Genomic DNA, 20,024 nt, shown 5'->3' on the forward strand with positions numbered 1-20,024 from the left:
GGCCACTCCGGCTCTCCGCTCACAAAAGGGAAGGAACGAGCATGAACTTGAAAGATGTCGCGGCGCTTGTGACGGGCGGCGCATCCGGCCTGGGAGCGGCTACCGCCACCCTCCTCGCGCAGCACGGAGCCAAGGTCGCTATCCTCGATCTGAATGAGGAACTCGGTCAGAAGCTCGCGGAAGAGTTGGGCGGCGTGTTCGTCAAGGCTAACGTTACGAGCGAGGACGAGGTCTCCAGCGCAATTGAGGCGGCGACCAGTGCGGTGGGTCCGATCAGGGTGCTGGTCAACTGCGCCGGCACCGGGCACCCCATGAAAACCGTGGCCAAGGGGGCGCCGCATGATCTCAGCATCTTCCGCAAGACGATCGAGATCAATCTGATCGGCACGTTCAGCGTCCTGTCGAAGGTCGCCGCCAAGATGGTCTCGCTCGATCTCCACGGGGAAGAGCGCGGTGTGATCATCAACACGGCCTCGGTCGCCGCTTTCGAAGGCCAGGTCGGGCAGGCGAGCTATTCCGCCTCGAAGGGCGGCATTGTGGGCATGACGCTGCCGATCGCCCGTGACCTGGCGCAGAACGCAATCCGCGTTGTCACGATCGCCCCCGGACTGTTCCAGACGCCGCTGCTCGGCAACCTGCCCGAGGAAGCACAGCAGTCGCTCGGGGCCCAGGTCCCGTTCCCGAGCCGCCTCGGGCAACCCAGTGAATACGCGCTGCTCGTCAAGGCGATCATCGAGAACCCGATGTTGAATGGCGAGACCATTCGCCTGGACGGCGCCATTCGCATGGCTCCGCGATAAGCGGATCCGTTCGAGTCCACCTTCTTGCCGCGCCGGAGAACGGCGAGTTCGAAGGTGCAGAGATCAGGTGGTGGGCGGCATGACGTAATTGAGCGCCAGCCGTCCACCGTCGGGATACAGCGTCTGCCCGGTCATGAAGCTCGCGTCGGCGCTGGCTAGGAACGACACCACGCCGGAAATCTCGGAAACTTCACCGAAACGGCCAAGAGGTGTGCGCGAGAGCATCAGCCTGTTCATGCCTTCGTCGGCAAGGATCGGTGCGGTCATGTCCGTCTTGATTGGACCGGGGCCAACCGCATTCACGCGGATGTTGTGCGGCGCCAGGGACAAAGCCATGGTCTTCGTCAGCATGCCCAGGCCCGCCTTGCTGACGCAGTAGGGGGCCTGAGTGGGAACGCCGAGCACGGCTCCCACCGACGAGATAAAGATGATCGCCCCCTCCCGGCCTGTTGCGATCATGTGACGGGCGACCGCCTTGCCGAGCACGAACCCACCGGTCAGGTTGAGCTGCAACACCGCATCCCAATCGTCGTCCTCAAGATCGAAGAAGTCGACGTTGGGGCTATTGCGTCCGGCTCCGGCGACGGCCACGTCGATGCCGCCAAGGTGATCGATCACGCGCGCGACCGCATCCCTGATCTGCTCCGGGCTTCCCGCGTCGGCACAGACCGACATCACGGTGGTGCCGCGCGCACTCAAGGCAGCCTCGGCGGCTTGCAGGCCCCCTTCATCGATATCCATCAGGGCGACTGCTGCGCCCTCCGCCGCGAACCTCTCAGCGACCGCGAAGCCGATGCCCTTGGCGCCACCCGTGACGAGTAAAGTCTTGCCAGCAAATCGCATAATCTCAAAAGCCCCCGGTGACGTAGAGGCACTGCCCCGTTATCCAGCTGGACGCGGGCGAGGCCAGGAACACGGCGGCGGCACCGATGTCCTCCGGCGTTCCCAACCGCTTCAGGGGAACCGGAAAATACTTCAGCACTTCGTCGCTCTGGTCTTCTGTGAGGCCCACCGACTCCAGCAAGTTCGAGGTGGCTACGGGGCCAGGTGCGATCGCGTTGACCCGGATCCGCGGCGCCAGCTCGAGCGCGAGCGTTTCAGTGAGGCTGTTCACCGCGGCCTTGGCGGCCGAATAGGGGCCGTTACGAATGTGGCCGCCATGCGCAGCACGTGACGAAAGGTTGATGATGGCGCCCGCTTTGATCAGCCTCGCGGCAACGGTGCAGCCGGTCCAGACCGCCTTCAGATTGAGATCGAGCTGTGCGTCCCATTCCTCCGGTGACGTTCTGGTCAAGTACCGCGGAGTGGCATCCGGCAGTCCGCCGGCGTTGTTGACCCAGATGTCGAGCTTGCCGAATTCGCTGGTTACCGTCTCTGCGACACCGTCAAAGCCGTCGGGAGCGACGACATCGGCCACGCAGACCTCGCACCGCCTTCCCAGCGCGCGGATCGAAGAAGCCACGTCAAGCAGCTGCTCCTCCGAACGCGCGCAAGCGATGATGTCGGCGCCGGCGTCAGCCAGCGCCAGCGCGATGCCGCGGCCGATGCCCCGACCCGCTCCGGTGACGACTGCAGTTTTGCCTACGAGGGCAAACGCGTCCAAGATGCTCGGCATTTATGGTTCCTGTTCAAAGCGCTAGAGTGACGATGTTGAGGGAAGGTGAGGCCAACCAAGCAGTGCCGCTACTAATTGCCACTTGCACTATAATTGGGTGCCGTCTAGTGCGGGCCAACTGTCTGATCCCCTTGGAATAATCGATTTATGCCGGCTCTTGTCGCCAATCCTAACAAGTCACTTTCGTATTCAAGTGAGCAGATCATCGAGCGCCGACGGCGGCTGCTTTCGGAAGCGCGGGCCATGATTGCCGAAGGAGGGCTGGAGAATTTCAGCATCCGAAAGCTGTGTGAGCGGGCCGACGTGGCGCAGAGGACCTTCTACAACGCTTATGACAGCAAAGACCGCCTGATCGCGCTCGCAATTCGCGAAGCGTACGATGAGTATCAGCGCTTTGTTTCATACAGGACTGATCCTACTTCGATTGAAGGCGCCATCGATCGGACGTTGTCTACAAACCGTCGCAACTTTAAAGTTCGGAACTATACAAAAGCGATCGTCTCGATTTATTTCTCGCCAGGCACCAGCAAAGATATCTGGACGACTATCCAGGACATGGCCCAAGGCGGCTGGCGCGATTGGCTTCAACACTTGAAGTCGCAGGGACACCTGAAGGGCTGGGCCGACCCGGCCCGAGTAGCTAGCGAGTTGGCTAATCTTCAGTACTCCCTGATCAACGACTGGTGCCTCGAGCGGATCAGCGACGAGGAGTATCTGCCGTCGATTTTCACGGCCACTTTGACGCTCCTGATCGGCGCAACCACGGAAGAGATTTCCGTCCAGGCTGAGAAGATGCTCCACGCCTTCCATGAAACGGGCAAATTGCCGGAGTTTCCGAAGCCGGTCGGCAGGGGTGTTTGAGAGAAGCTCATCCTACGATACTCGCTGCGCGATACCCTTCTACGCAGTCTCGTTCTGGTAGTACGGCATGGCTATCTTGCCTTTCGTTGGATCCGCCCCGGCCATCCCGAAGGTTATTGGGTGAACCACATCGCCATCCGTAGCAATGTTGACGCACGCCGGTCCGCCGCTGGCCACGGCCCGCGCTATCGCGGGGCCAATGTCCTCTAGTCTCTCAACCCGCTCGCCGGCCCCGCCAAGCGCCTTCGCTACGTCCTCGTAGGCCCGGTCGGCGAGTTCGACCACGACGCGCCTGCCTTCGCCGAATACGAGATCCTGCCCGTTCTTGGACATGGCCCAGCAGGCATTGTTTATGATGACTGTGACGATCGGCAGGCGGTGGCGGGCCATCGTGTCGAATTCCTGCAAGTGGAACCCGATCGCGCCGTCCCCCGCCAGGAGGAACACGGGTGCTTCCGGCCGCGCGACCGCGGCCCCGATGGCATAGCCGGGTCCAAAGCCGAGTGTTCCGAGATAGCCGGCGGTGAGATAGGCGCCTGCCCGCGAGGCACGGTTGAGCGGTTCGCACCAGGCCGTCATTTCGCCGCCATCAACGACAACGGTAGCCTCCGATCCGATCGCCTCGACCACGGCGCGGGCGGCGTGATGAGGGTGAATGCGCCCGCTTGCACACTCCGCTGGCGCTGCTGCGAACGGATCGATCGAGCGGACGTTCGCCAAGGCGGCTCCCCAGGCTTCCAACGGGCTCCAGGCCAATTCGGCAGCGAGCCGCTTGAGCAGCCTGAACGCCTCGGCGCAGTCTGCGACGAGCGCGTTCTCGACAGGAGACATCCGGCCGATCTCGCTCGCTTCGATGTCTATCTGGAGGAGCCTTGCGTCCTTCGGGATGATCGAGCCGGAACGACCGCCCAGCAGGAGGCCGGCTCTGGCTCCCGCCAGGACGACCAGGTCCGGTCTGGCTCCCCCCGTCATGGCCAGTGCCGCCAAGGTCCCAGCCGGTCCGCAATAATGAGGGTGATCGCTGGGCAGTAGTCCGTGCGCCTTGCTGTTGGTCACCACGGGAATGCCGGTGTGGCGTGAGAACTGATCAATCGCGGCGCCCGCTCCGGAGGTGATGCAGCCGGTCCCGCAGACAATGATCGGACGTTCGGCCGAGGCGAGAGCGCGCAGGAACTCCTGCGCGGCCTCCACCGAAGGAGATGGGCGGCTTGGTGCCACTCGCTTGTCGCCGATGGGGAACAGCACCCTCGGCACCTCACGAAACATGACGTCGATCGGCACCTCGAGGAGCACCGGCCCCGGGCGCCCGCTACCGGCGATGCGGATCGCTTTCTCGAGCAAGTCAGGGATGCGATCACCGGTAGTAACCCTGTGGGCCCACTTGGTGACCGGAAGGGCCATTTGCAGTTGCACGAACCCGCCTTGCAGCTCGTTGGTCTCCGCCTCGCGCAGCGGCGGGGCGCCGGCAATGTACACCACCGGGAGGGCGTTCACGTAGGCACTGGCCATCGCAGTCAGTGCGTTGGTCAGCCCAGGGCCGGCAGTGATGGCGCACACGCCCACGGCTCCGGGCTCAAGCATTCCGGCAACCTCGGCGGCGTGGCCCGCGGTCGCCTCGTGCCGGGTATCGACAAGGCGGATGCCGAGGTCGTGGCAGCCGATCAAAAAGGGATCGAGGTGCCCCCCGTGCAACGTAAATACGTTGCGGATTCCCAGGCGATAGAGACTCTCCGCCAGCAGTGCGCCACCAATCACAGGAGCCTCCGTCAACTTTCTGCATACATATGCATAATTAGGAGTCCGTTAGAGAAGCTCAGTCGAGATTCGTCAAGCGCGATGCCGTGAAGCCCGGCAATGCCTCACACTGGCCCATCTATCCATGTACGAGATCAGGGGTGACTGACACGCTGTGGAAGCACGGTTCTCGGGCCATTCAGCTCAGCAGCGAGTGGCGGAAACCGGTTCAGGCAGCGGCTCGCACGCGTCACAACCGGGCGGCGGCGCCACGCCGTTTCAGACGTGCGACCGACTGCCTTGCGATCAAAACTAAAACGTATTGCATTTTGTTTGATTATGGCCATGCTATGCAAAATCCATGGCAGAGAGTCGCTGTCGATGGCCGCGCGGTGGATGAGAGATGCAGGCGGAGCGAGTCCGTCAAAATCATTGAGCTTTGGCCGGTGCATGGCGCGCGGTCGGATCGAGTCTGGAAAGGAACAAGCAAGTGGCAGAGGATGACGCAAAATTCAGCTTTGGAGCTGAGCTCGGAGTTGATGAGACCCAGGTTGGAGGTTGGCTGGTCGGCGCGTTTGCCGATGGCGGCGTCATCAAGCCTGGCGTCGAACTGAATGGGACGAGCGAACTCACCGACGGCATCAAGATCGTCGATGTGGATTCCCACTTCTCCGAGAAGCCGGATCTCTGGACCGCGAGGCTTCCCGCCGGGATGAAGGACCGCGCTCCGTACATGAAGCGCGAAGGCCGCATGGACTACTGGTTCATCGGTGACAAACTCATCTCCCCAGGCGGTGCTTCCGTCATCGACAAGAACCGCGATAAGACGCTGGGTCGGCTAAGTCTTCCGACGATGGAGCAAATGCATCCTGGTGCCTACGACGTGGATGCGCGCCTCGCCTTCATGGACGACCTGGGGATCCATTCGCAGATCTGCTATCCGAACGGTTTCGCATCCTCTTCGGTGAGCTTGTTGAACTGGGTCGACAAGGAATTCGCCGAAGTCCTGCTCAAGGTCTACAACGACGACCGCGGCGATGCCCAGAAGCAGTCCGGAAATCGCCTGCTCCCGATGGCGCTGCTGCCGGTGTGGGACAGCAAGGCCATGGGCAAGGAGGCTCTGCGCTGCGTCGAAGAGTATGACGTCAAGGGATTCAACCTTCCCGATCGGCCAGAGCAGTTCGGCCTGCCGACGTTCAACGACGACCATTGGGCGCCCCTGTTCGAGCTGTGCAACGACAAGGGGATACCGATCAACTTCCACATCGCGACGGGTGGGATCGACGGCTTCGGCATCACCTGGAAGGACCTCGACTTCCAGAAGAAGCTCGCGGTCGGATCAATGCTGTTTTATATCGGCAACGCGGCGACTTTGGGCAATTTCATCGTCAGCGGCGTGCTCGACAAGTACACCAAGCTGAAGATCGTGTCGGTCGAAAGTGGGATCGGCTGGATCCCCTTCCTGCTGGAAGCGCTCGAATACCAAATCGACGAGATGATGCCCGATTACAAAATGGATCGGCGTCCGGTCGAGTACTTCCGCGATCAGATGTTCGCCTCGTTCTGGTTCGAGAAGGTGGCCCCATCCAAGATGCTGGATCTCATCGGACCGGACAACGTCATGTTCGAAACCGATTTCCCGCATCCGACGGCGCTTTATCCGGATCCGCAAGCACATCTGACCGAGGTTCTAGCTGACCTCGACAAGTCCGTCGTTCGCAAGATCCTCCAGGAAAATGCGCAGCGCTGCTACAATCTCGATCTTTGATTGACGGTGAGAGCTGTTGGCCTGCCGAGGCAGCCAGCAGCTCTCGTTCGCTGCAAGGGCACTCTCGCGCTCATTGCATGCGGCGACGGCTCCAATGGAACGGCAGAGGACGTTGCGCTGGGCGGTGACCCCGCCCGCACGACCATCCATTGCCCTCAAGCGACGGTGGAATGATGTACCCGGGTGACGCGCATATCGTCGGAATTTACGAGCACCCCGTCCGCAAGGCGGAGGGCATCTCCCTGGCGCAGCTGCATGCCGATGTGGCGCGCGGTGCGCTCGAGGACGCCGGGCTGAGCGTTTCGGACGTCGACGGCTACTTCTGTGGCGCGGACGCACCTGGTATCGGCGCGTTGACCATGGCCCAGTACATGGGGTTGCGGCTGCGCTACACCGACAGCACTGAAACGGGCGGATCGAGCTACATCGGCCATGTCCATCATGCCGCCCTGGCCATCGCCGCGGGTAAGTGCAACGTCGCGCTGATCACGTGCGCCGACAATCAGGTGGCCAGCAGGAAATTTATCGGACTCGGCGGCGTCGACTGGCGCGGCGCACCGGAACAGCCCTTCGAGGACGGTTACCTTATGGGTCCCCCGGCGCTCTACGGGATGGTCGCTCAGCGGCACATGTACGAATTCGGCACCACCTCGGAGCAGCTGGCGTGGGTCAAGGTGGCAGCGTCGCACCATGCCCAGCACAACCCGAATGCCCTGCTGCGCAATGTGGTGACGGTGGATGAAGTACTGGCGTCGCCCTATGTCGCTGCGCCCCTGCGGCGGCTCGATTGCTGTGTTATGAGCGACGGCGGTGGCGCTATCGTGCTGGCCAGGCCCGAGATTGCTAGCAGTCTCGCCAGACCGAAAGTTCGCCTGCGTGGTGCCGGCGAGGCGGTTAAGCACAATGCCGGCGGAAAGGTCGACCTCAGCTATTCGGCCGGCCGCCAGTCAGGTACCGCAGCCTTTGCGGAGGCGGGGATCACGCCGGCGGATATCCGCTACGTCTCGCTCTACGACAGCTTCACCATCACCGTGATCATGCAGCTCGAGGACCTCGGTTTCTGCGCGAAGGGCGAGGGCGGACGCTTCGTGGCCGACGGCAATCTTATCTCCGGAAGCGGGCGGTTGCCGTTCAACACGGATGGGGGCGGATTGTGCAACAACCATCCCGGCAATCGCGGGGGCATCACCAAAGTGCTCGAAGCGGTGCGGCAATTGCGGGGCGAGGCGCACCCGGCGGTGCAGGTCGCGGATTGCTCGCTGGCTCTGGCACACGGCACCGGCGGGTCGCTCGCCGGCTATCATGGTTCCGCAACCGCAATTCTCGAAAGGGTTTGAAGCGTATGACCGCCGCTGTCCAACTGCCTTCGGCACCCGAGATCTGGCCTGAAGCGGTACCCTACTGGCAGGGGGCCGCCGACGGCGTCCTGATGCTCATGCGCTGCCTGGCGTGCGAAGAACACTACGTACATCCGCGCCCGTTTTGCCCCCATTGCGGCAGCAACCGTACCGAGTGGCGAGAGGCCCAGGGCAGCGGCACGATCTACACCTTCACTATCACCGAGCGCGCCCCGGTCTTCAAGGTGCCGGCCATGGTGGAGCTCGCCGAAGGGCCGATCATGATGACCGCGATCGTTGATTGCGAGCCCGCTGAGGTCAAAATCGGTCAGCCCGTGATGGTGTCATTCTGTCCGACAGATGGCGGTGCGCCGCTGCCTGTCTTCCGGCCCGCCTAACGGCGGCCGCGTGGCTGACAGGACAGGTAGATGAGCGCCCATCCCGCCAGGCTCGATGTTTCCACCCTGCTGGTGCAGATCGAACATACGCCAGGGATAGACCGGCTGCGTTCGCTTGACGGGGCGATCGGCAGTGCCGACGCTGAACTGACGGCTGCCATTTTGGAGCAGGCGGCGGATTTTTGCGCGGGCCAGATTGCACCGATCAATTCGGATGCAGACCGGCAGGGTTGTCGCCTGAACGACGGCCGGGTGACGGTGCCAACAGCGTTTGCCCCTGCGTGGGACGCCTACGTCAAGCTTGGCTGGCCCATGCTGGACCTGCCCGAAGAGATTGGCGGGCAAGGGCTGCCGCTGTTCCTCTCCTCGACGGTGCAGCAATTGCTCGACGGCTCTTGTGCCGCGTTCGGAATGCTGCCGGTGCTGGTACGATCGGCGGCGCGGCTCATCCATGCCCACGGATCGAAGGCCATGCGCGCGGAATGGCTGCCGCATCTGGTGTCCGGGGAGTGGGCGGCCACGATCTGCATCTCGGAAGCCGACGCCGGGTCCGACGCATCGCGGGCACGGGCGGCGGCAGTGGCTAACGACGATGGCAGCTGGTCGGTTACGGGCGAAAAAATGTGGATCAGCTTTGGCGATCACGACCTGTGCCCCCGCATTGGCCACTGTGTCCTGGCCCGCACCCAAAGCGGGCTCAGCCTCTTTCTCGTGCCGGACACGCTCGGCGACGGTACCCGCAATTCGGTCTCCGTGCGGCGCATCGAGCACAAGCTGGGTCTACATGGTTCGCCGACGTGCGCCCTAGGGCTTGAGCGCGCGAAAGGCTGGTTGATCGGCAAGGAGGGACGCGGCCTCTCTCAGCTGTTCGTCATGATCGTCAACATGCGGCTGTGTGTCGGCGCCCAAGGTTTGGGCCTGGGGGCAACCGCCGTGCAGGTCGCGCGTGCGTATTCCAGCGAGCGACGCCAGGGTGGCCCGCCCGGCCTCCGCCCCGTAACGATCGACCGGCACCCGGACGTCCAGCGTCAGTTGCTCGAGATGATCTCAAAGCTCGAGGTCTTGCGCGGGCTCGGTCTTCTGCTCGGCGTGCAGGCAGATCTCGCCCGCCATGATCCGGACCAGCGGCAGCGTGAAGACGCTGCCGCGCTCGTCGCGTTTCTTCTGCCGATCTACAAGACCCTGGCCGGAGGGGCCGGGTTTGAGCTTGCCAGCGACGCCATTCAGGTTTTGGGCGGCGCCGGATACACCGATGAATGGCCTGTGGAGCAGGCCCTGCGCGACGGACGGGTTGCCACCATTTATGAGGGCACCACCGGGATGCAGGCACTCGATCTGCTGCATCGCCGCCTGTGGCACGACGGAGCAGCCGGCCTTGCCGGGCTCTTGACTATGGTCCGCAACGATCTGGCTGGGCGCAGTGACGATCCGGCCATGGCCGCGCTGGAAGGTTGCGCCATCCTCGAACGGGCGGCTGTCCGTCTCGAGGGACTGCGGGACGATCCCCCGAAAGCAGAGGCGGGTGCAACGGCCTTCCTAGAGCTCGCCGGGCTGGCGACGCTCGGGTGGATCGCGGCGCGGCTCTGCGTCATAGCCGGGGAAGGTGATGCGGCGCGTGAACTGCGGGTCGCCGGCGTGTGGTTCTCGCGCGATCTGGTAGTGCGGTGCACCGGGCTCGAGCACAGGATCGCCGCCGACGCTGCTTGCCGTGAGTTGTTCGAGAGCCTGTCCGGCCATCTCGAACCCGCGTCAGCCGTGAGACCGGGGGTATCCGCCAATGCTTGAACTCGACCTGGTCCTCGAACCTGAGGAAGCTGCTTTTCAGGCGCGTGTCCGGCGCTTTCTCGCCGAGAAATTCACGCCTGAACTTCGCCGCGAAGCAGAGCTCCAAACGGGCGTCTTCGCCCATGGGGACCTGGCCGCCAAATGGCACCGAATCCTCTATGAGGCGGGTTGGATCGCGCCCGGCTGGCCTGAAGAATATGGTGGCGCCGGATTTACCGCCACGCAGAAGTACATCTTCGACCAGGAGTGCGCCCGCGCGGGTACGCCCGACTTGCCGGTGGCGGGAATTCGCTTGTGCGGCCCGGTGCTCATAGAGTTCGGCACCCCTGACCAGAAGGACCGCTTCCTTCCCCGTATTCTGTCGGGTGAGCACGTGTGGTGCCAAGGTTATTCGGAACCCCAAGCCGGGTCGGATCTGGCCGCCCTGGAGTGCCGGGCCGTGCGCGACGGAGATCACTACATCGTCTCAGGCCAGAAGGTCTGGACCACCCACGCCCAGTTCGCGGACTGGATATTCGTCCTCGTGCGCACATCCCGTGAGGGGCCACGCCAGGCCGGGATAAGCTTCCTGCTGGTGCCGATGGACGCACCGGGAATGACCGTTCGACCGATCATCTCGATGTCCGGGGAGCATGAGATGAACGAAGTTTTCTTCGACGCTGTGCGGGTGCCGGTGGAGAACCTTGTGGGTGAAGAGAACCAGGGCTGGAAGGTCGCCAAATTTCTGCTCGTGAACGAGCGGGGCAGCGGCTCGGCGGCGGCATACCTCAGGAACGCCTTGGGCATGCTGGACAAGATCGTCGAGCCCGATGGGCCATTCGGGGCGAACGCGTCCGACCCCGCCTTCGCTCGCCAGCGCGCGCAAATCGAGATCGAGATCGCTGCCTTGGAACAGTCGGAGCACAGCCAGCTCGAAGCCATGCGCCAGGGTGGAAGCGGGGCGGACGACAGTCTTGCGTCGATCCACAAGTTGCACGTCAGCAGCCTCATGCAGGCGATTACCGAGCTGGAGGTGGATGCGATCGGCGAATACGCGCAGATCTATCAAGGCGAGGTCTTGTTCGGTGGGAGCGAGCCGTCCTCACACGTACCCCGGCGCGCCGCGACGCCTGTGGCCCATTACCTCAATATGCGCGCGATCAGCATTTTCGGGGGCTCCAGCGAGATCCAGCGAAATATCCTCACGCGCACGGCCCTGGGCCTAACGACCGCTTCGATTACAATGGATGACGAACAGTCGGAGCTGCTCGCTTCGGTCGAGAACCTCGTGGAGCGCGTGCTTGTCGACAAGCATGAAGGCCTGTGCGGACGGGAATTCTCCCGTGAGGCATGGCATTTGCTCGGAGGTGAACTGGGGCTGCTTGCAGTAGGTCTGCCTGACGAGCTCGGCGGGATGGGCGGGTCTCACCATGCGCACGCAATCGTTCTGGAAGCATTCGGCCGCCATCTGGTGTCTCAGCCCTACCTTTCCAGCGTGGTAGCGGCTTCGCAGTTGCTCGACGCCGCGAAGCCTGAACATACGCTGCTGCTGTCGTCCGCCGGGCGCGGGGAAGCGATCATCGTTCCGGCGTTGAGTGACGGCCCAGGCGACCAGGACATGAGTGGGAGAGCCTTGATCGCAGCTGTCGGCGGTGACGGCTTTGTGCTGAATGGGGTGAAGGCGCTGGTTCGCGATGCGGCGCTCGCGGATCAGTTTGTCGTGCTCGCGCGAACGCAGGAGTTGGGAGGGGGAGAGCACGTTTTGTTGCTTGTTCCCGCCAGGGCGGCCGGTTTGGCGCGTGAAGACTTCAGCTTGATCGATCAAGCAACGGCGAGCCACCTTCGCTTCGAGAACGTGCACGTCGGCAGTTCCGCTCTGATCGCGTCCGGGACCGAGGCGCTTCGCCGGGCGTGCAGCGCGGTGAACTCAGCGGTGGTCGGGGTCTGCGCCGAAGCCGTCGGCGTAATGAAGGCCATGCACGCACAGACCGTGGAGTTTGCCCGGCAGCGGGTCCAGTTCGGCAGACCGATCGCTGAGTTCCAGGTGCTGCAACACCGAATGGTCGACATGCTCGTCGCCATCGAGCAGGCCGAGAGCATCACGCGATTGGCTCGGAACAAGCTTGGGGGGGCGGACGCTACCTTGGCCGCTTCCGCGTCTATGGCGCTCGTCGCCAAGGTCTGTCGATCGGTTGCACAAGACGCCGTCCAGATCCACGGCGCGATCGGGATCGCCAATGAGACGCCGATCAGCCGCTATTTCCGCCGCGGGTTGGCGATTGAAAAGCAGTTCGGCGGCAGAAACTATCACCTCATGCGTTATTCGCAGGAAACCGCTCAGCGGCGTACGCTTGCAGCGCCAGCTTCAGCATAGGCGAGATCGATGGTCGAAGTGACGTTCCTCTGCCCTGATGGAACCGCGGTCCAGGGCCGGGGTGCCGAGGACACCACCCTGATGGAACTCGCCAAGTCCCTGGGCATCGCCGGGATCGTAGCCGAGTGCGGCGGCGCCTGCGCCTGCGCTACCTGCCAAGTTGTGTGTGATGAGCACTGGTTCGCGGTGGTCGGGCCTCCCAACGAAAACGAGACGGAGATGCTCGAGATGGCGGCCAGCACCAGCCTCACATCAAGGCTGAGCTGCCAGATCCGCCTCGCCCCAGAGCTCCACGGCCTCGTCGTCAGCGTGCCCGAGGAGCAGGGCTAGAAAATTGCGTCGCATGATATAATGTGCCTATTCTCGCACTTCAGATCTGATATGCTTCGCCACGACAGCGATGGGCTCGCAAGCAGCTCGAGCCGATGAATGGGAAGAAGCCGAATGGACCTGCGCTCGCATTCGAAACCGATCGAGGAGTTCAACTTCCTTGATCCCGCGGTTCTAGACAATCCGTTCGAATATTACCGAGCTGCTCAAGAGCAGGCTCCAGTATACCTCATGCCGGAGACCGGCATGTATCTGGTGTCCCGGTATGAGGACCTGCGACAGGTCCTTCTGGATACGGAGACGTTTTCGAACAACCTGGACGGATACGGAATGCTCCAGGGCGAGAACTGGAAGGTACACCAAGGCATACTCCAGGAGCGCGGCTGGCCGGACCTGCCGACGTTGAATTTCACCGATCCGCCGGTTCACACCCGCTATCGCCGCATTGCGGACTCCATCTTTAATGCCAAACGGATCGCCGCGATCAGCGACCGCATCGAGGAACTGTGCAATCTCATCATCGACCGGTTCATCGACCGTGGAGAGTGCGAGTTCGTCAGCGAGTTTTCGTTTCCGTTCGTCGGCACGATCATCTCCGAACAACTCGGCCTCGACAGCGAGAAGATGTCCACCTTCAAGAAGTGGGGTGAGGCGATCATGGCTCCGACCAGCCGGGTGATGACCGTGGAAGAGCTGCGCGAGAATGCCGAGACCATTGTAGAGATGCAGCATTTCATCGCGGGCAAGCTGGAGGAACGCCGCAAGGAGCCCCGGAACGACCTGATTTCAGCGCTCGTGTCCTCGCGCGGCAGCGACGGCGAGGAACTGGACATGATGGAGCTGCAAAGCTTCATGCGGCAATTCCTGTCCGGAACCTATGAGTCTGTCGTGACGATGATCTCACACGGCATGCTCATCTTGCTGCGTGAGCCGGGCGTCATGGAGCAAGTCGCGACTGACCTTTCAAGGGTGCCCGATTTCGTCGAGGAGGCGCTTCGGTTCGACACCGCCGTGCCCGGGCTTGCGCGTCTGGTGACGCGCGATACCGAACTCGCCGGCGTTCATCTGCCGGCGGGTTCGATTGTCATGACCCGCTATGCCGCGGCGAACCGCGACCCGGCGAAGTTCGACCGGCCCGACAAGTTTGATATTGATCGCAAGGACAAGGCGCACCTGTCGTTCGGCACCGGGCCGCATCTCTGTGTCGGGCGCCTGCTCGCGCGCCGCGAACTGGTCATCGCCTTTCGGACCTTGCTCACTCGCCTGAAGGATATCGAGCTGGCCCGGCCACTTCCCGAAATCGCTCACGTGCCGCACGCCCTGTTGCGGCCGATGAAGGAACTTCCGATCCGATTTGCGAAGGCGGACGCGGCTTAAATCTCGGCCCGAACGGTCGTTACCATGACCCCCATGCTCGACGGCTCGGACAGCTCGTCCGTCGGGTCGGCTGGTCCGAACAGCAGATGCTCGGAATCGTAAGGAGCCCGCATGCCAGACAACACAGCGATCATTGCCGAACTTGCCGATCGCCAGGCAATCACCGATCTGCTCTTGGCCTATTGTGGAGCCTGCGATCGCTGCGATGAGGGCGCGCTCCACGCCTGCTTCCATCCCGATTCCACCCATGACCATGGTGGGTATCGCGGCCCGTCGAGCGAGTGGGTCGCACCCGCCTTGGCGTGGTTGCAAGGCCGCGCCAGCATCACTCACATGATCGCCACGCCCCGCATCGTCGTCCGCGGCGACAGCGCGGTGAGCGACTGCCATTTCGTCGCCTACAATCGCCTCGCCAAAGATGCCGACCTCACCGAGGAAGTGCTGGTCAAGGGCCGCTACGTCGACCGGCTGGTTCGAACTGCAGAGGGCTGGAAGATCATCCATCGGGTCGGGATCCACGACCTCGAGCTGGTCCGCGACATCCCCACGTCGGATCGGCCTGATCCGCAGGGCCCGAAGAGCGGCACCGGAGCAGACGATCCGTTCACGAAGGAACTCGCCGCGCTGCTGGCTAGCTGAGCGAGGTCGCTGGCAGAGCATTCGCTGCCGATTGAGGAAGCAAAGATCGATGGATTATCAAGGCAAGAACGTTCTGGTCGTGGGCGGCTCCAGCGGGATCGGCAATGGCGTCGCGCGGGCCTTCCTCGATCGCGGCGCGCGGGTGTGCGTGTGGGGCACGAGGCACAGCGCCGCTGCCTATGCAGGCGAAGACGGAAGCGACCTCTCGGGCCTGGATTACGCCTGTGTCGACGTGTCGGACTTCGACGCGGTGGCCGGTGCCGCCGCACCGTTCGAGCGCTTGGATGTCCTCGTCCAATGTCAGGGGACGGTCATCTACGGGCGAGGCGAATTCGCCATGGAGGGCTTCGAAAAGGTCGTCGCGGTGAACCTGGGCAGCGTGATGGCCTGCGCAACCCGCTTCCACGACGATCTGGCTGCCAGCCAGGGATCCTTGATCATCCTGAGCTCGAATGCGGCCTATCGAACCACCCTTGGGAATCCGGCTTACAACGCCTCGAAGGCGGGTCTGCTCGGGCTGACCCGTTCCCTGGCCCAGGCGTGGGTCAGCGACGGCATTCGCGTCAACGGCGTTGCGCCAGGGCTGGTCGACACCAAGCTGACCAAGGTCACCGTCGAACACCCCGATCGTCTCAAGTGGGCTCTGAGCATGATCCCGGCTCGCCGCCTGGGGACGCCCGCGGACATAGCGGGCGCCGTGCTGTTTCTGGCGTCGCCGCATGCGGCCTATGTCATCGGCCAGACCATCACCGTGGATGGCGGCGCCTCGCTGTGAGCGACACCGGGGTGGATGAGGTCCGTCTAGCCGCCTGGATGGACGGCGAGGGGCTCGCTTCAGGGCCGATCGAGGGCGCCGCCCGGCTGAGTGGTGGCACACAGAACATCCTCGTGCGGTTTTCACGGGCTGGCCGCAGCTATGTCTTGCGACGTCCGCCGGCGACGACGATCGCGAACGGCGATGAAACCATGCGGCGTGAGGCGCGCGTTCTGGCGGCGATCGCTCACACCGACGTCCCTCACGCTCGCCTGATCGCGGCGTGCGGAGATCCCGCGGTGATCGGCGCTGCCTTCTATCTGATGGAGCCGGTGGAGGGCTTCAATCCGACCGTGGCCATGCCCGAACTGCATTCCGGTGATCGGGAAATACGCCGCCAAATGGGACTTGAATTGGTCGATGCCATCGGCAAGCTCGGGCGGCTCGATGCCGTGGCCCTCGGCCTCGGCGATTTCGGCAAGACTGAGGATTTCTTGGTCCGGCAGCCTCAGCGCTGGAAGCGCCAACTGGATGGCTATGCCACTTTCAATGGCTGGCCAGGGCCTGACCAGTTACCCGGGGTTGACGCTGTGGGGGCTTGGCTGAACCAGAACTGCCCGAGCAGCTTCACGCCAGGGATCATGCACGGCGATTATCACCTCGCCAACGTGATGTACCGCAACGACGGCCCGCAAATAGCCGCGATCGTGGATTGGGAGCTAGCGACGCTTGGCGATCCGCTCATCGATCTAGGCTGGCTATTGGCGACCTGGCCCGATCTCGGCCTCGACCCGGCCAAACTCCCCGTGAAGCCTTGGGATGGCTTCCCGACCGCGGACACGCTCGTCGAGCGCTATTCCCAGAGCACCCCGCGCGATCTGTCCCAGTTACTGTGGTACAAAGTACTGGCCTGCTACAAGCTCGCCATCCTGCTGGAAGGCACTCACGCCCGTGCTGCCGCCGGAAAGGCGGACGTAGCCACCGGCCGCATGCTCCATGACCAGGCAGTCTTTCTCTTTCGCCGTGCGCAGCAGTGGCTGGAAACGGACTCCTGACTTTTCGAGAAGGAACTGACCGTGCAGCTCTCCCTGTTTTTCAGGCCGTACCAGATCCCGGCGAACGAACATCTTTCGGTGTGTCTCGACGTTGCGCGAGCGGCGGATGATGCCGGGCTTCATTCGATCACGTTCGGCGATCACCTGATGCTGGGCCCGGATACGTCCGCCTACCCGTACGGTCAGTTCCTGCACCGGGCCGAATCCGCCTGGCCGGAACCGCTGACCACATTGGCGGCGATGGCGGGCGTGACGAAGAACCTGATCCTTTCGACCGGAATCCTGCTTGCCCCGCTGCGTCCCCCTTTGCTGCTGGCGAAGACGATCGCCACGCTCGACGTCCTGTCGAGGGGCAGGGTCCAGCTGGCCCTGGGCGTTGGCTGGCAGAAGGCCGAGTACGAGGCCCAGGGGTTTGCCTGGGAAGAACGATATCGGCTGCTCGACGAGAATGTCGCGGCGTGCCGCGCTGTCTGGGGTGAGCAGCCCGTCGACTACGCGTCCGCGCATCTCAAGCTGACTGACGCCTACTGTCTGCCTCGCCCCGAACAGGCTCGGATCCCGCTATTGATGGGTTTGAAGATGACGCTGAAAAATGCGGAGCGAATGGCTCGGCTGGGCGACGGGTGGTGCCCGGTAGGCATCGGCGCTCAAGAGGTTCGCCAAGGAGTCGACCTATTGGCCGCTGCGGTAACCGGGGCGGGCCGGTCCATGGCGGATCAGCACATCAAGGTCGGCTTAGGCAACGTTATGGGCCCGACCGGAGCAGCGGATGTCGCCAAGACCCTGGAGGCTGCGCCCGAGTATCTCGAGGCCGGGGCCACGATCATTACCGTGACCGCACCGGCAGCGCCCGACACGATGAAGCAGATCTACGATTTCATCGAGCAGACGGGCCGGTGGCGTGAAGACTTCATCGGCGCCTCGACATGAGCCAGCTCGAAGCGGCTCCTCGCTCCCGTTCGCCGGGGTATGCTCAGGCGAAGGTACGGCCCCATCTGGCACTTGGTCTGCTTTTCGCAATCGGGCTGGTGAACTACATCGACCGGGTCGCGATGAGCGTCCTCCAGGTCCCGGTCAAAACCGAGCTCCAGTTGAGCGACGAGCAGATCGGCCTGTTGATGGGGTTCGCTTTCTTCATTCCCTACACCCTCTTGTCCATTCCCATGGCCAGGCTCGCCGACCGCGGCAACCGCAAGCTGGTCATCGTCGTCGCGCTGGCTCTGTGGAGCGCCATGACCTTCTCCGTTGGTCTGGCGAACAGCTTTGCGATGCTGTTGTTCCTGCGCGTGGGAGTGGCTTTGGGCGAGGCTTGCTGCCTGCCCACCTCATATTCGATGATTGCGAACATCTTCCCAAAGGAGAAACTTGGCAGAGCCATAGCGATTTTCGGAACGACATTTCCGATCGGCAGCATGATCGGACTGGTGGCGAGTGGACAGCTCGACGCTCAGCTTGGCTGGCGCCAAAGCTTCTTTGCAATCGGTGCAATTGGCTTGCTTCTCGTCCCAGTGGTTATGATCGGGCTGAAAGAGCCGGTGCGCGAGACCGCCTCTGGGTCAACCGCGCCGAAGGTGAAGCTGACCGAGGCCCTGCTCGACATCTGGCGGCGAAAAGCATTTCGCTACTGCATCCTCGGTCTCGGGATGCAAAGCATCGTGTCAATTGCGCTTCTGACCTGGGCCGCCCCTTTCTATTCCCGAAGCTTCAAGCTCGACCTTGGCACCGTCTCCTTGTTGGTGGGGTTTGTGATGGCCGGAGCGGGCGCCATCGGCACCCTTGGAGGCGGCTTGCTAGGAGACAGGTTGGCGCGGCGCCGACCCAGCAAGCTGATGTTCCTGCCAGCGGTGGCGGCCTTGGTTGCTACGCCCCTTGCCCTGCTTCAGCTTCTAACAGGCAACCTTGCCATCTCCGTGACCGCTGCGCTCGTGTGCTCGCTGCTGGCGAACGTCTACCTCGCACCCTGCAACGCCCTGATCCAGCGGCTCGCCCGCCACGGAACCCAGGCCTTGGCCGCAGCGGTAGGGGTGACGGGCGCCGCAATTCTCGGTGGGGGCTTAGGTCCGTGGGGAGTTGGAAAGCTCAGCGATTATCTTGCGGAGCTGACGGGTTCTCCGGCCGATGGGCTTCGCTACGCGGTGGCCGCCTTCATGCTCGCCGGATTGCCCGCCGCATACTTCTTCTGGCTGTCGATGCGGCACCTCGAGCGCGACGAGACCTCAGGGGACATGGAGGCTGGCGGATGAGCGGAGTCACCACGAAGCGCATTTCCGTAGATGGGATCGAGCTTTCGGCGATTTATGGTGAGCCCGCTTCAGCCGCAAAGGCCATCATCGTCGCGCTTCCAGGTGGGGGGTACACCGGCAGTTACTGGCATCATCCGCTGAACCAGCATGCATCTCTCGTCATTCTCGGCGCATCGCTCGGCTTCCGAACATACGCGATCGACCGGCCCGGGTACGGGTTCAGCGCGCAGACACATCCCGATGGCTTGAGCCTCGATGAGCAGGTTACGCTGATCGGCACACTGGTGCGTCAGCTCTCCGCCGCTTCTGGCGCGGGCGTGTTCCTGGTCGGGCACTCCATGGGCGGAATTCTGGCGTTGCGGGTGGCAGCCGATCGACCAACCGGGCTGCTCGGGCTGGACGTGTCGGGGGTGCCGCTGCGTTATTCGTCGCGCATCGCCAACGCGGTTGCGGCCAAGCTCGAAGGCGGCGGTGAGAGCGCCAGTCGGTCGGCGGCCTCGTTGTTCTACGGCCCTGCGGGCAGCTTTGATCCGGCGCTGCTCCGCGAAGACCCATCGCTTCGACCGCCCCCGTTGCTCGAGTTGAGCGATTCCCAGTCCTGGCCCGATCAGTTTGCCGCCACCGCATGCCGCGTCGAAGTGCCCGTCAGATATACCTTAGGCGAATACGAGACGGTCACGGAGACGGGAGAGGGGGCGCTGCGTGAAACCGCCGCTCTGTTCTCGGGATCGCCGCGGGTCGAGATCGCGCTGCAGGCTGGCGCTGGCCACAACATCAGCCTGCACCATACCGCGGGGGCCTTCCACCTGCGGGTCGTGGCCTTCCTCGAGGAAGTGCTCGCGCTTCGCTGCGCCTCAAATATATAACGCCTTGCATTTTGTGCGGCAACCATGTGAGATGGGTGAGCCCGCAGTCGCGGTGCATCGGCAATGAATCGGTCGAGCGTGGTGGCGCTCCGACGAAATGAGAGGCTTG

General features: G+C 63.1%; 18 protein-coding genes. 15 read left to right on the top strand and 3 right to left on the bottom strand.

Annotated elements, in window-relative coordinates; all coding sequences use genetic code 11:
* The first annotated feature begins 41 nt into the window (after positions 1-41).
* Positions 42-800: an SDR family NAD(P)-dependent oxidoreductase gene (locus OLX23_RS24960; protein ID WP_264448071.1), complete on the top strand. Its 759-nt coding sequence runs from the start codon at positions 42-44 to the stop codon at positions 798-800.
* Positions 801-863: 63 nt separating this feature from the next.
* On the opposite strand, the gene OLX23_RS24965 is transcribed toward OLX23_RS24960, so the two are convergent.
* Both OLX23_RS24965 and OLX23_RS24970 read right to left on the bottom strand, forming a co-directional pair.
* On the bottom strand, positions 864-1,643 hold the full coding sequence (locus OLX23_RS24965) for an SDR family NAD(P)-dependent oxidoreductase (RefSeq protein WP_264448072.1): 780 nt from the start codon (positions 1,641-1,643) through the stop codon (positions 864-866).
* 4 nt (positions 1,644-1,647) lie between these two features.
* A complete protein-coding gene (locus OLX23_RS24970; protein WP_264448073.1) occupies positions 1,648-2,415 on the bottom strand; it encodes an SDR family NAD(P)-dependent oxidoreductase in 768 nt (255 codons plus the stop codon).
* Positions 2,416-2,562: 147 nt separating this feature from the next.
* Between OLX23_RS24970 and OLX23_RS24975 the strand changes: the two genes are divergently transcribed.
* Positions 2,563-3,276, top strand: a complete 714-nt coding sequence (locus OLX23_RS24975) for a TetR/AcrR family transcriptional regulator (RefSeq protein WP_264448074.1) — start codon at positions 2,563-2,565, stop codon at positions 3,274-3,276.
* Between the two features lie 39 nt (positions 3,277-3,315).
* On the opposite strand, the gene OLX23_RS24980 is transcribed toward OLX23_RS24975, so the two are convergent.
* Positions 3,316-5,031, bottom strand: coding sequence for a thiamine pyrophosphate-binding protein (locus OLX23_RS24980; RefSeq protein WP_264448075.1), 1,716 nt, complete (start codon positions 5,029-5,031; stop codon positions 3,316-3,318).
* Positions 5,032-5,500: 469 nt separating this feature from the next.
* On the opposite strand from OLX23_RS24980, the gene OLX23_RS24985 reads away from it, so the two are divergent.
* The 13 genes from OLX23_RS24985 to OLX23_RS25045 all read left to right on the top strand — a co-directional run bounded on the left by OLX23_RS24985 (position 5,501) and on the right by OLX23_RS25045 (position 19,915).
* Positions 5,501-6,778: an amidohydrolase family protein gene (locus OLX23_RS24985; protein WP_264448076.1), complete on the top strand. Its 1,278-nt coding sequence runs from the start codon at positions 5,501-5,503 to the stop codon at positions 6,776-6,778.
* A gap of 170 nt (positions 6,779-6,948) precedes the next feature.
* Complete coding sequence (locus OLX23_RS24990) at positions 6,949-8,115, top strand: thiolase domain-containing protein (protein WP_264448077.1); 1,167 nt, start codon at positions 6,949-6,951, stop codon at positions 8,113-8,115.
* 5 nt (positions 8,116-8,120) lie between these two features.
* A complete protein-coding gene (locus tag OLX23_RS24995; protein WP_264448078.1) occupies positions 8,121-8,513 on the top strand; it encodes a Zn-ribbon domain-containing OB-fold protein in 393 nt (130 codons plus the stop codon).
* A 30-nt stretch (positions 8,514-8,543) separates the two neighbouring features.
* Entirely contained in the window at positions 8,544-10,298 is a 1,755-nt protein-coding gene (locus OLX23_RS25000) for an acyl-CoA dehydrogenase (protein ID WP_264448079.1), read from the top strand.
* A complete protein-coding gene (locus OLX23_RS25005; protein WP_264448080.1) occupies positions 10,291-12,651 on the top strand; it encodes an acyl-CoA dehydrogenase family protein in 2,361 nt (786 codons plus the stop codon). The genes OLX23_RS25000 and OLX23_RS25005 overlap by 8 nt, the downstream gene beginning before the upstream one ends.
* Positions 12,652-12,660: 9 nt before the next feature.
* Complete coding sequence (locus OLX23_RS25010) at positions 12,661-12,981, top strand: 2Fe-2S iron-sulfur cluster-binding protein (protein WP_264448081.1); 321 nt, start codon at positions 12,661-12,663, stop codon at positions 12,979-12,981.
* Between the two features lie 114 nt (positions 12,982-13,095).
* On the top strand, positions 13,096-14,358 hold the full coding sequence (locus OLX23_RS25015; RefSeq protein ID WP_264448082.1) for a cytochrome P450: 1,263 nt from the start codon (positions 13,096-13,098) through the stop codon (positions 14,356-14,358).
* Between the two features lie 111 nt (positions 14,359-14,469).
* Positions 14,470-14,997, top strand: coding sequence for a nuclear transport factor 2 family protein (locus OLX23_RS25020; protein ID WP_264448083.1), 528 nt, complete (start codon positions 14,470-14,472; stop codon positions 14,995-14,997).
* A 49-nt stretch (positions 14,998-15,046) separates the two neighbouring features.
* Positions 15,047-15,772, top strand: a complete 726-nt coding sequence (locus OLX23_RS25025) for an SDR family NAD(P)-dependent oxidoreductase (RefSeq protein WP_264448084.1) — start codon at positions 15,047-15,049, stop codon at positions 15,770-15,772.
* The gene (locus OLX23_RS25030) at positions 15,769-16,806 is read left to right on the top strand and encodes a phosphotransferase family protein (protein WP_264448086.1); all 1,038 of its coding nucleotides are present in this window, start codon (positions 15,769-15,771) and stop codon (positions 16,804-16,806) included. The genes OLX23_RS25025 and OLX23_RS25030 overlap by 4 nt, the downstream gene beginning before the upstream one ends.
* Before the next feature lie 21 nt (positions 16,807-16,827).
* On the top strand, positions 16,828-17,736 hold the full coding sequence (locus tag OLX23_RS25035; RefSeq protein ID WP_264448087.1) for a TIGR03619 family F420-dependent LLM class oxidoreductase: 909 nt from the start codon (positions 16,828-16,830) through the stop codon (positions 17,734-17,736).
* Positions 17,733-19,049: an MFS transporter gene (locus tag OLX23_RS25040; RefSeq protein ID WP_264448088.1), complete on the top strand. Its 1,317-nt coding sequence runs from the start codon at positions 17,733-17,735 to the stop codon at positions 19,047-19,049. Before OLX23_RS25035 ends, OLX23_RS25040 begins: the two co-directional genes overlap by 4 nt.
* Positions 19,046-19,915, top strand: a complete 870-nt coding sequence (locus OLX23_RS25045) for an alpha/beta hydrolase (RefSeq protein WP_264448089.1) — start codon at positions 19,046-19,048, stop codon at positions 19,913-19,915. The genes OLX23_RS25040 and OLX23_RS25045 overlap by 4 nt, the downstream gene beginning before the upstream one ends.
* Positions 19,916-20,024 lie beyond the last annotated feature (109 nt).

This window comes from Novosphingobium sp. JCM 18896 (assembly GCF_025938095.1).
GTDB lineage: Bacteria > Pseudomonadota > Alphaproteobacteria > Sphingomonadales > Sphingomonadaceae > Novosphingobium.

Coding starts and splice junctions, on each gene's coding strand:
- OLX23_RS24960 (WP_264448071.1), top strand. CDS start 42: ATGAACTTGAAAGATGTCGCGGCGCTTGTGACGGGCGGCGCATCCGGC.
- OLX23_RS24965 (WP_264448072.1), bottom strand. CDS start 1,643: ATGCGATTTGCTGGCAAGACTTTACTCGTCACGGGTGGCGCCAAGGGC.
- OLX23_RS24970 (WP_264448073.1), bottom strand. CDS start 2,415: ATGCCGAGCATCTTGGACGCGTTTGCCCTCGTAGGCAAAACTGCAGTC.
- OLX23_RS24975 (WP_264448074.1), top strand. CDS start 2,563: ATGCCGGCTCTTGTCGCCAATCCTAACAAGTCACTTTCGTATTCAAGT.
- OLX23_RS24990 (WP_264448077.1), top strand. CDS start 6,949: ATGATGTACCCGGGTGACGCGCATATCGTCGGAATTTACGAGCACCCC.
- OLX23_RS24995 (WP_264448078.1), top strand. CDS start 8,121: ATGACCGCCGCTGTCCAACTGCCTTCGGCACCCGAGATCTGGCCTGAA.
- OLX23_RS25000 (WP_264448079.1), top strand. CDS start 8,544: ATGAGCGCCCATCCCGCCAGGCTCGATGTTTCCACCCTGCTGGTGCAG.
- OLX23_RS25005 (WP_264448080.1), top strand. CDS start 10,291: ATGCTTGAACTCGACCTGGTCCTCGAACCTGAGGAAGCTGCTTTTCAG.
- OLX23_RS25010 (WP_264448081.1), top strand. CDS start 12,661: ATGGTCGAAGTGACGTTCCTCTGCCCTGATGGAACCGCGGTCCAGGGC.
- OLX23_RS25015 (WP_264448082.1), top strand. CDS start 13,096: ATGGACCTGCGCTCGCATTCGAAACCGATCGAGGAGTTCAACTTCCTT.
- OLX23_RS25020 (WP_264448083.1), top strand. CDS start 14,470: ATGCCAGACAACACAGCGATCATTGCCGAACTTGCCGATCGCCAGGCA.
- OLX23_RS25025 (WP_264448084.1), top strand. CDS start 15,047: ATGGATTATCAAGGCAAGAACGTTCTGGTCGTGGGCGGCTCCAGCGGG.
- OLX23_RS25040 (WP_264448088.1), top strand. CDS start 17,733: ATGAGCCAGCTCGAAGCGGCTCCTCGCTCCCGTTCGCCGGGGTATGCT.
- OLX23_RS25045 (WP_264448089.1), top strand. CDS start 19,046: ATGAGCGGAGTCACCACGAAGCGCATTTCCGTAGATGGGATCGAGCTT.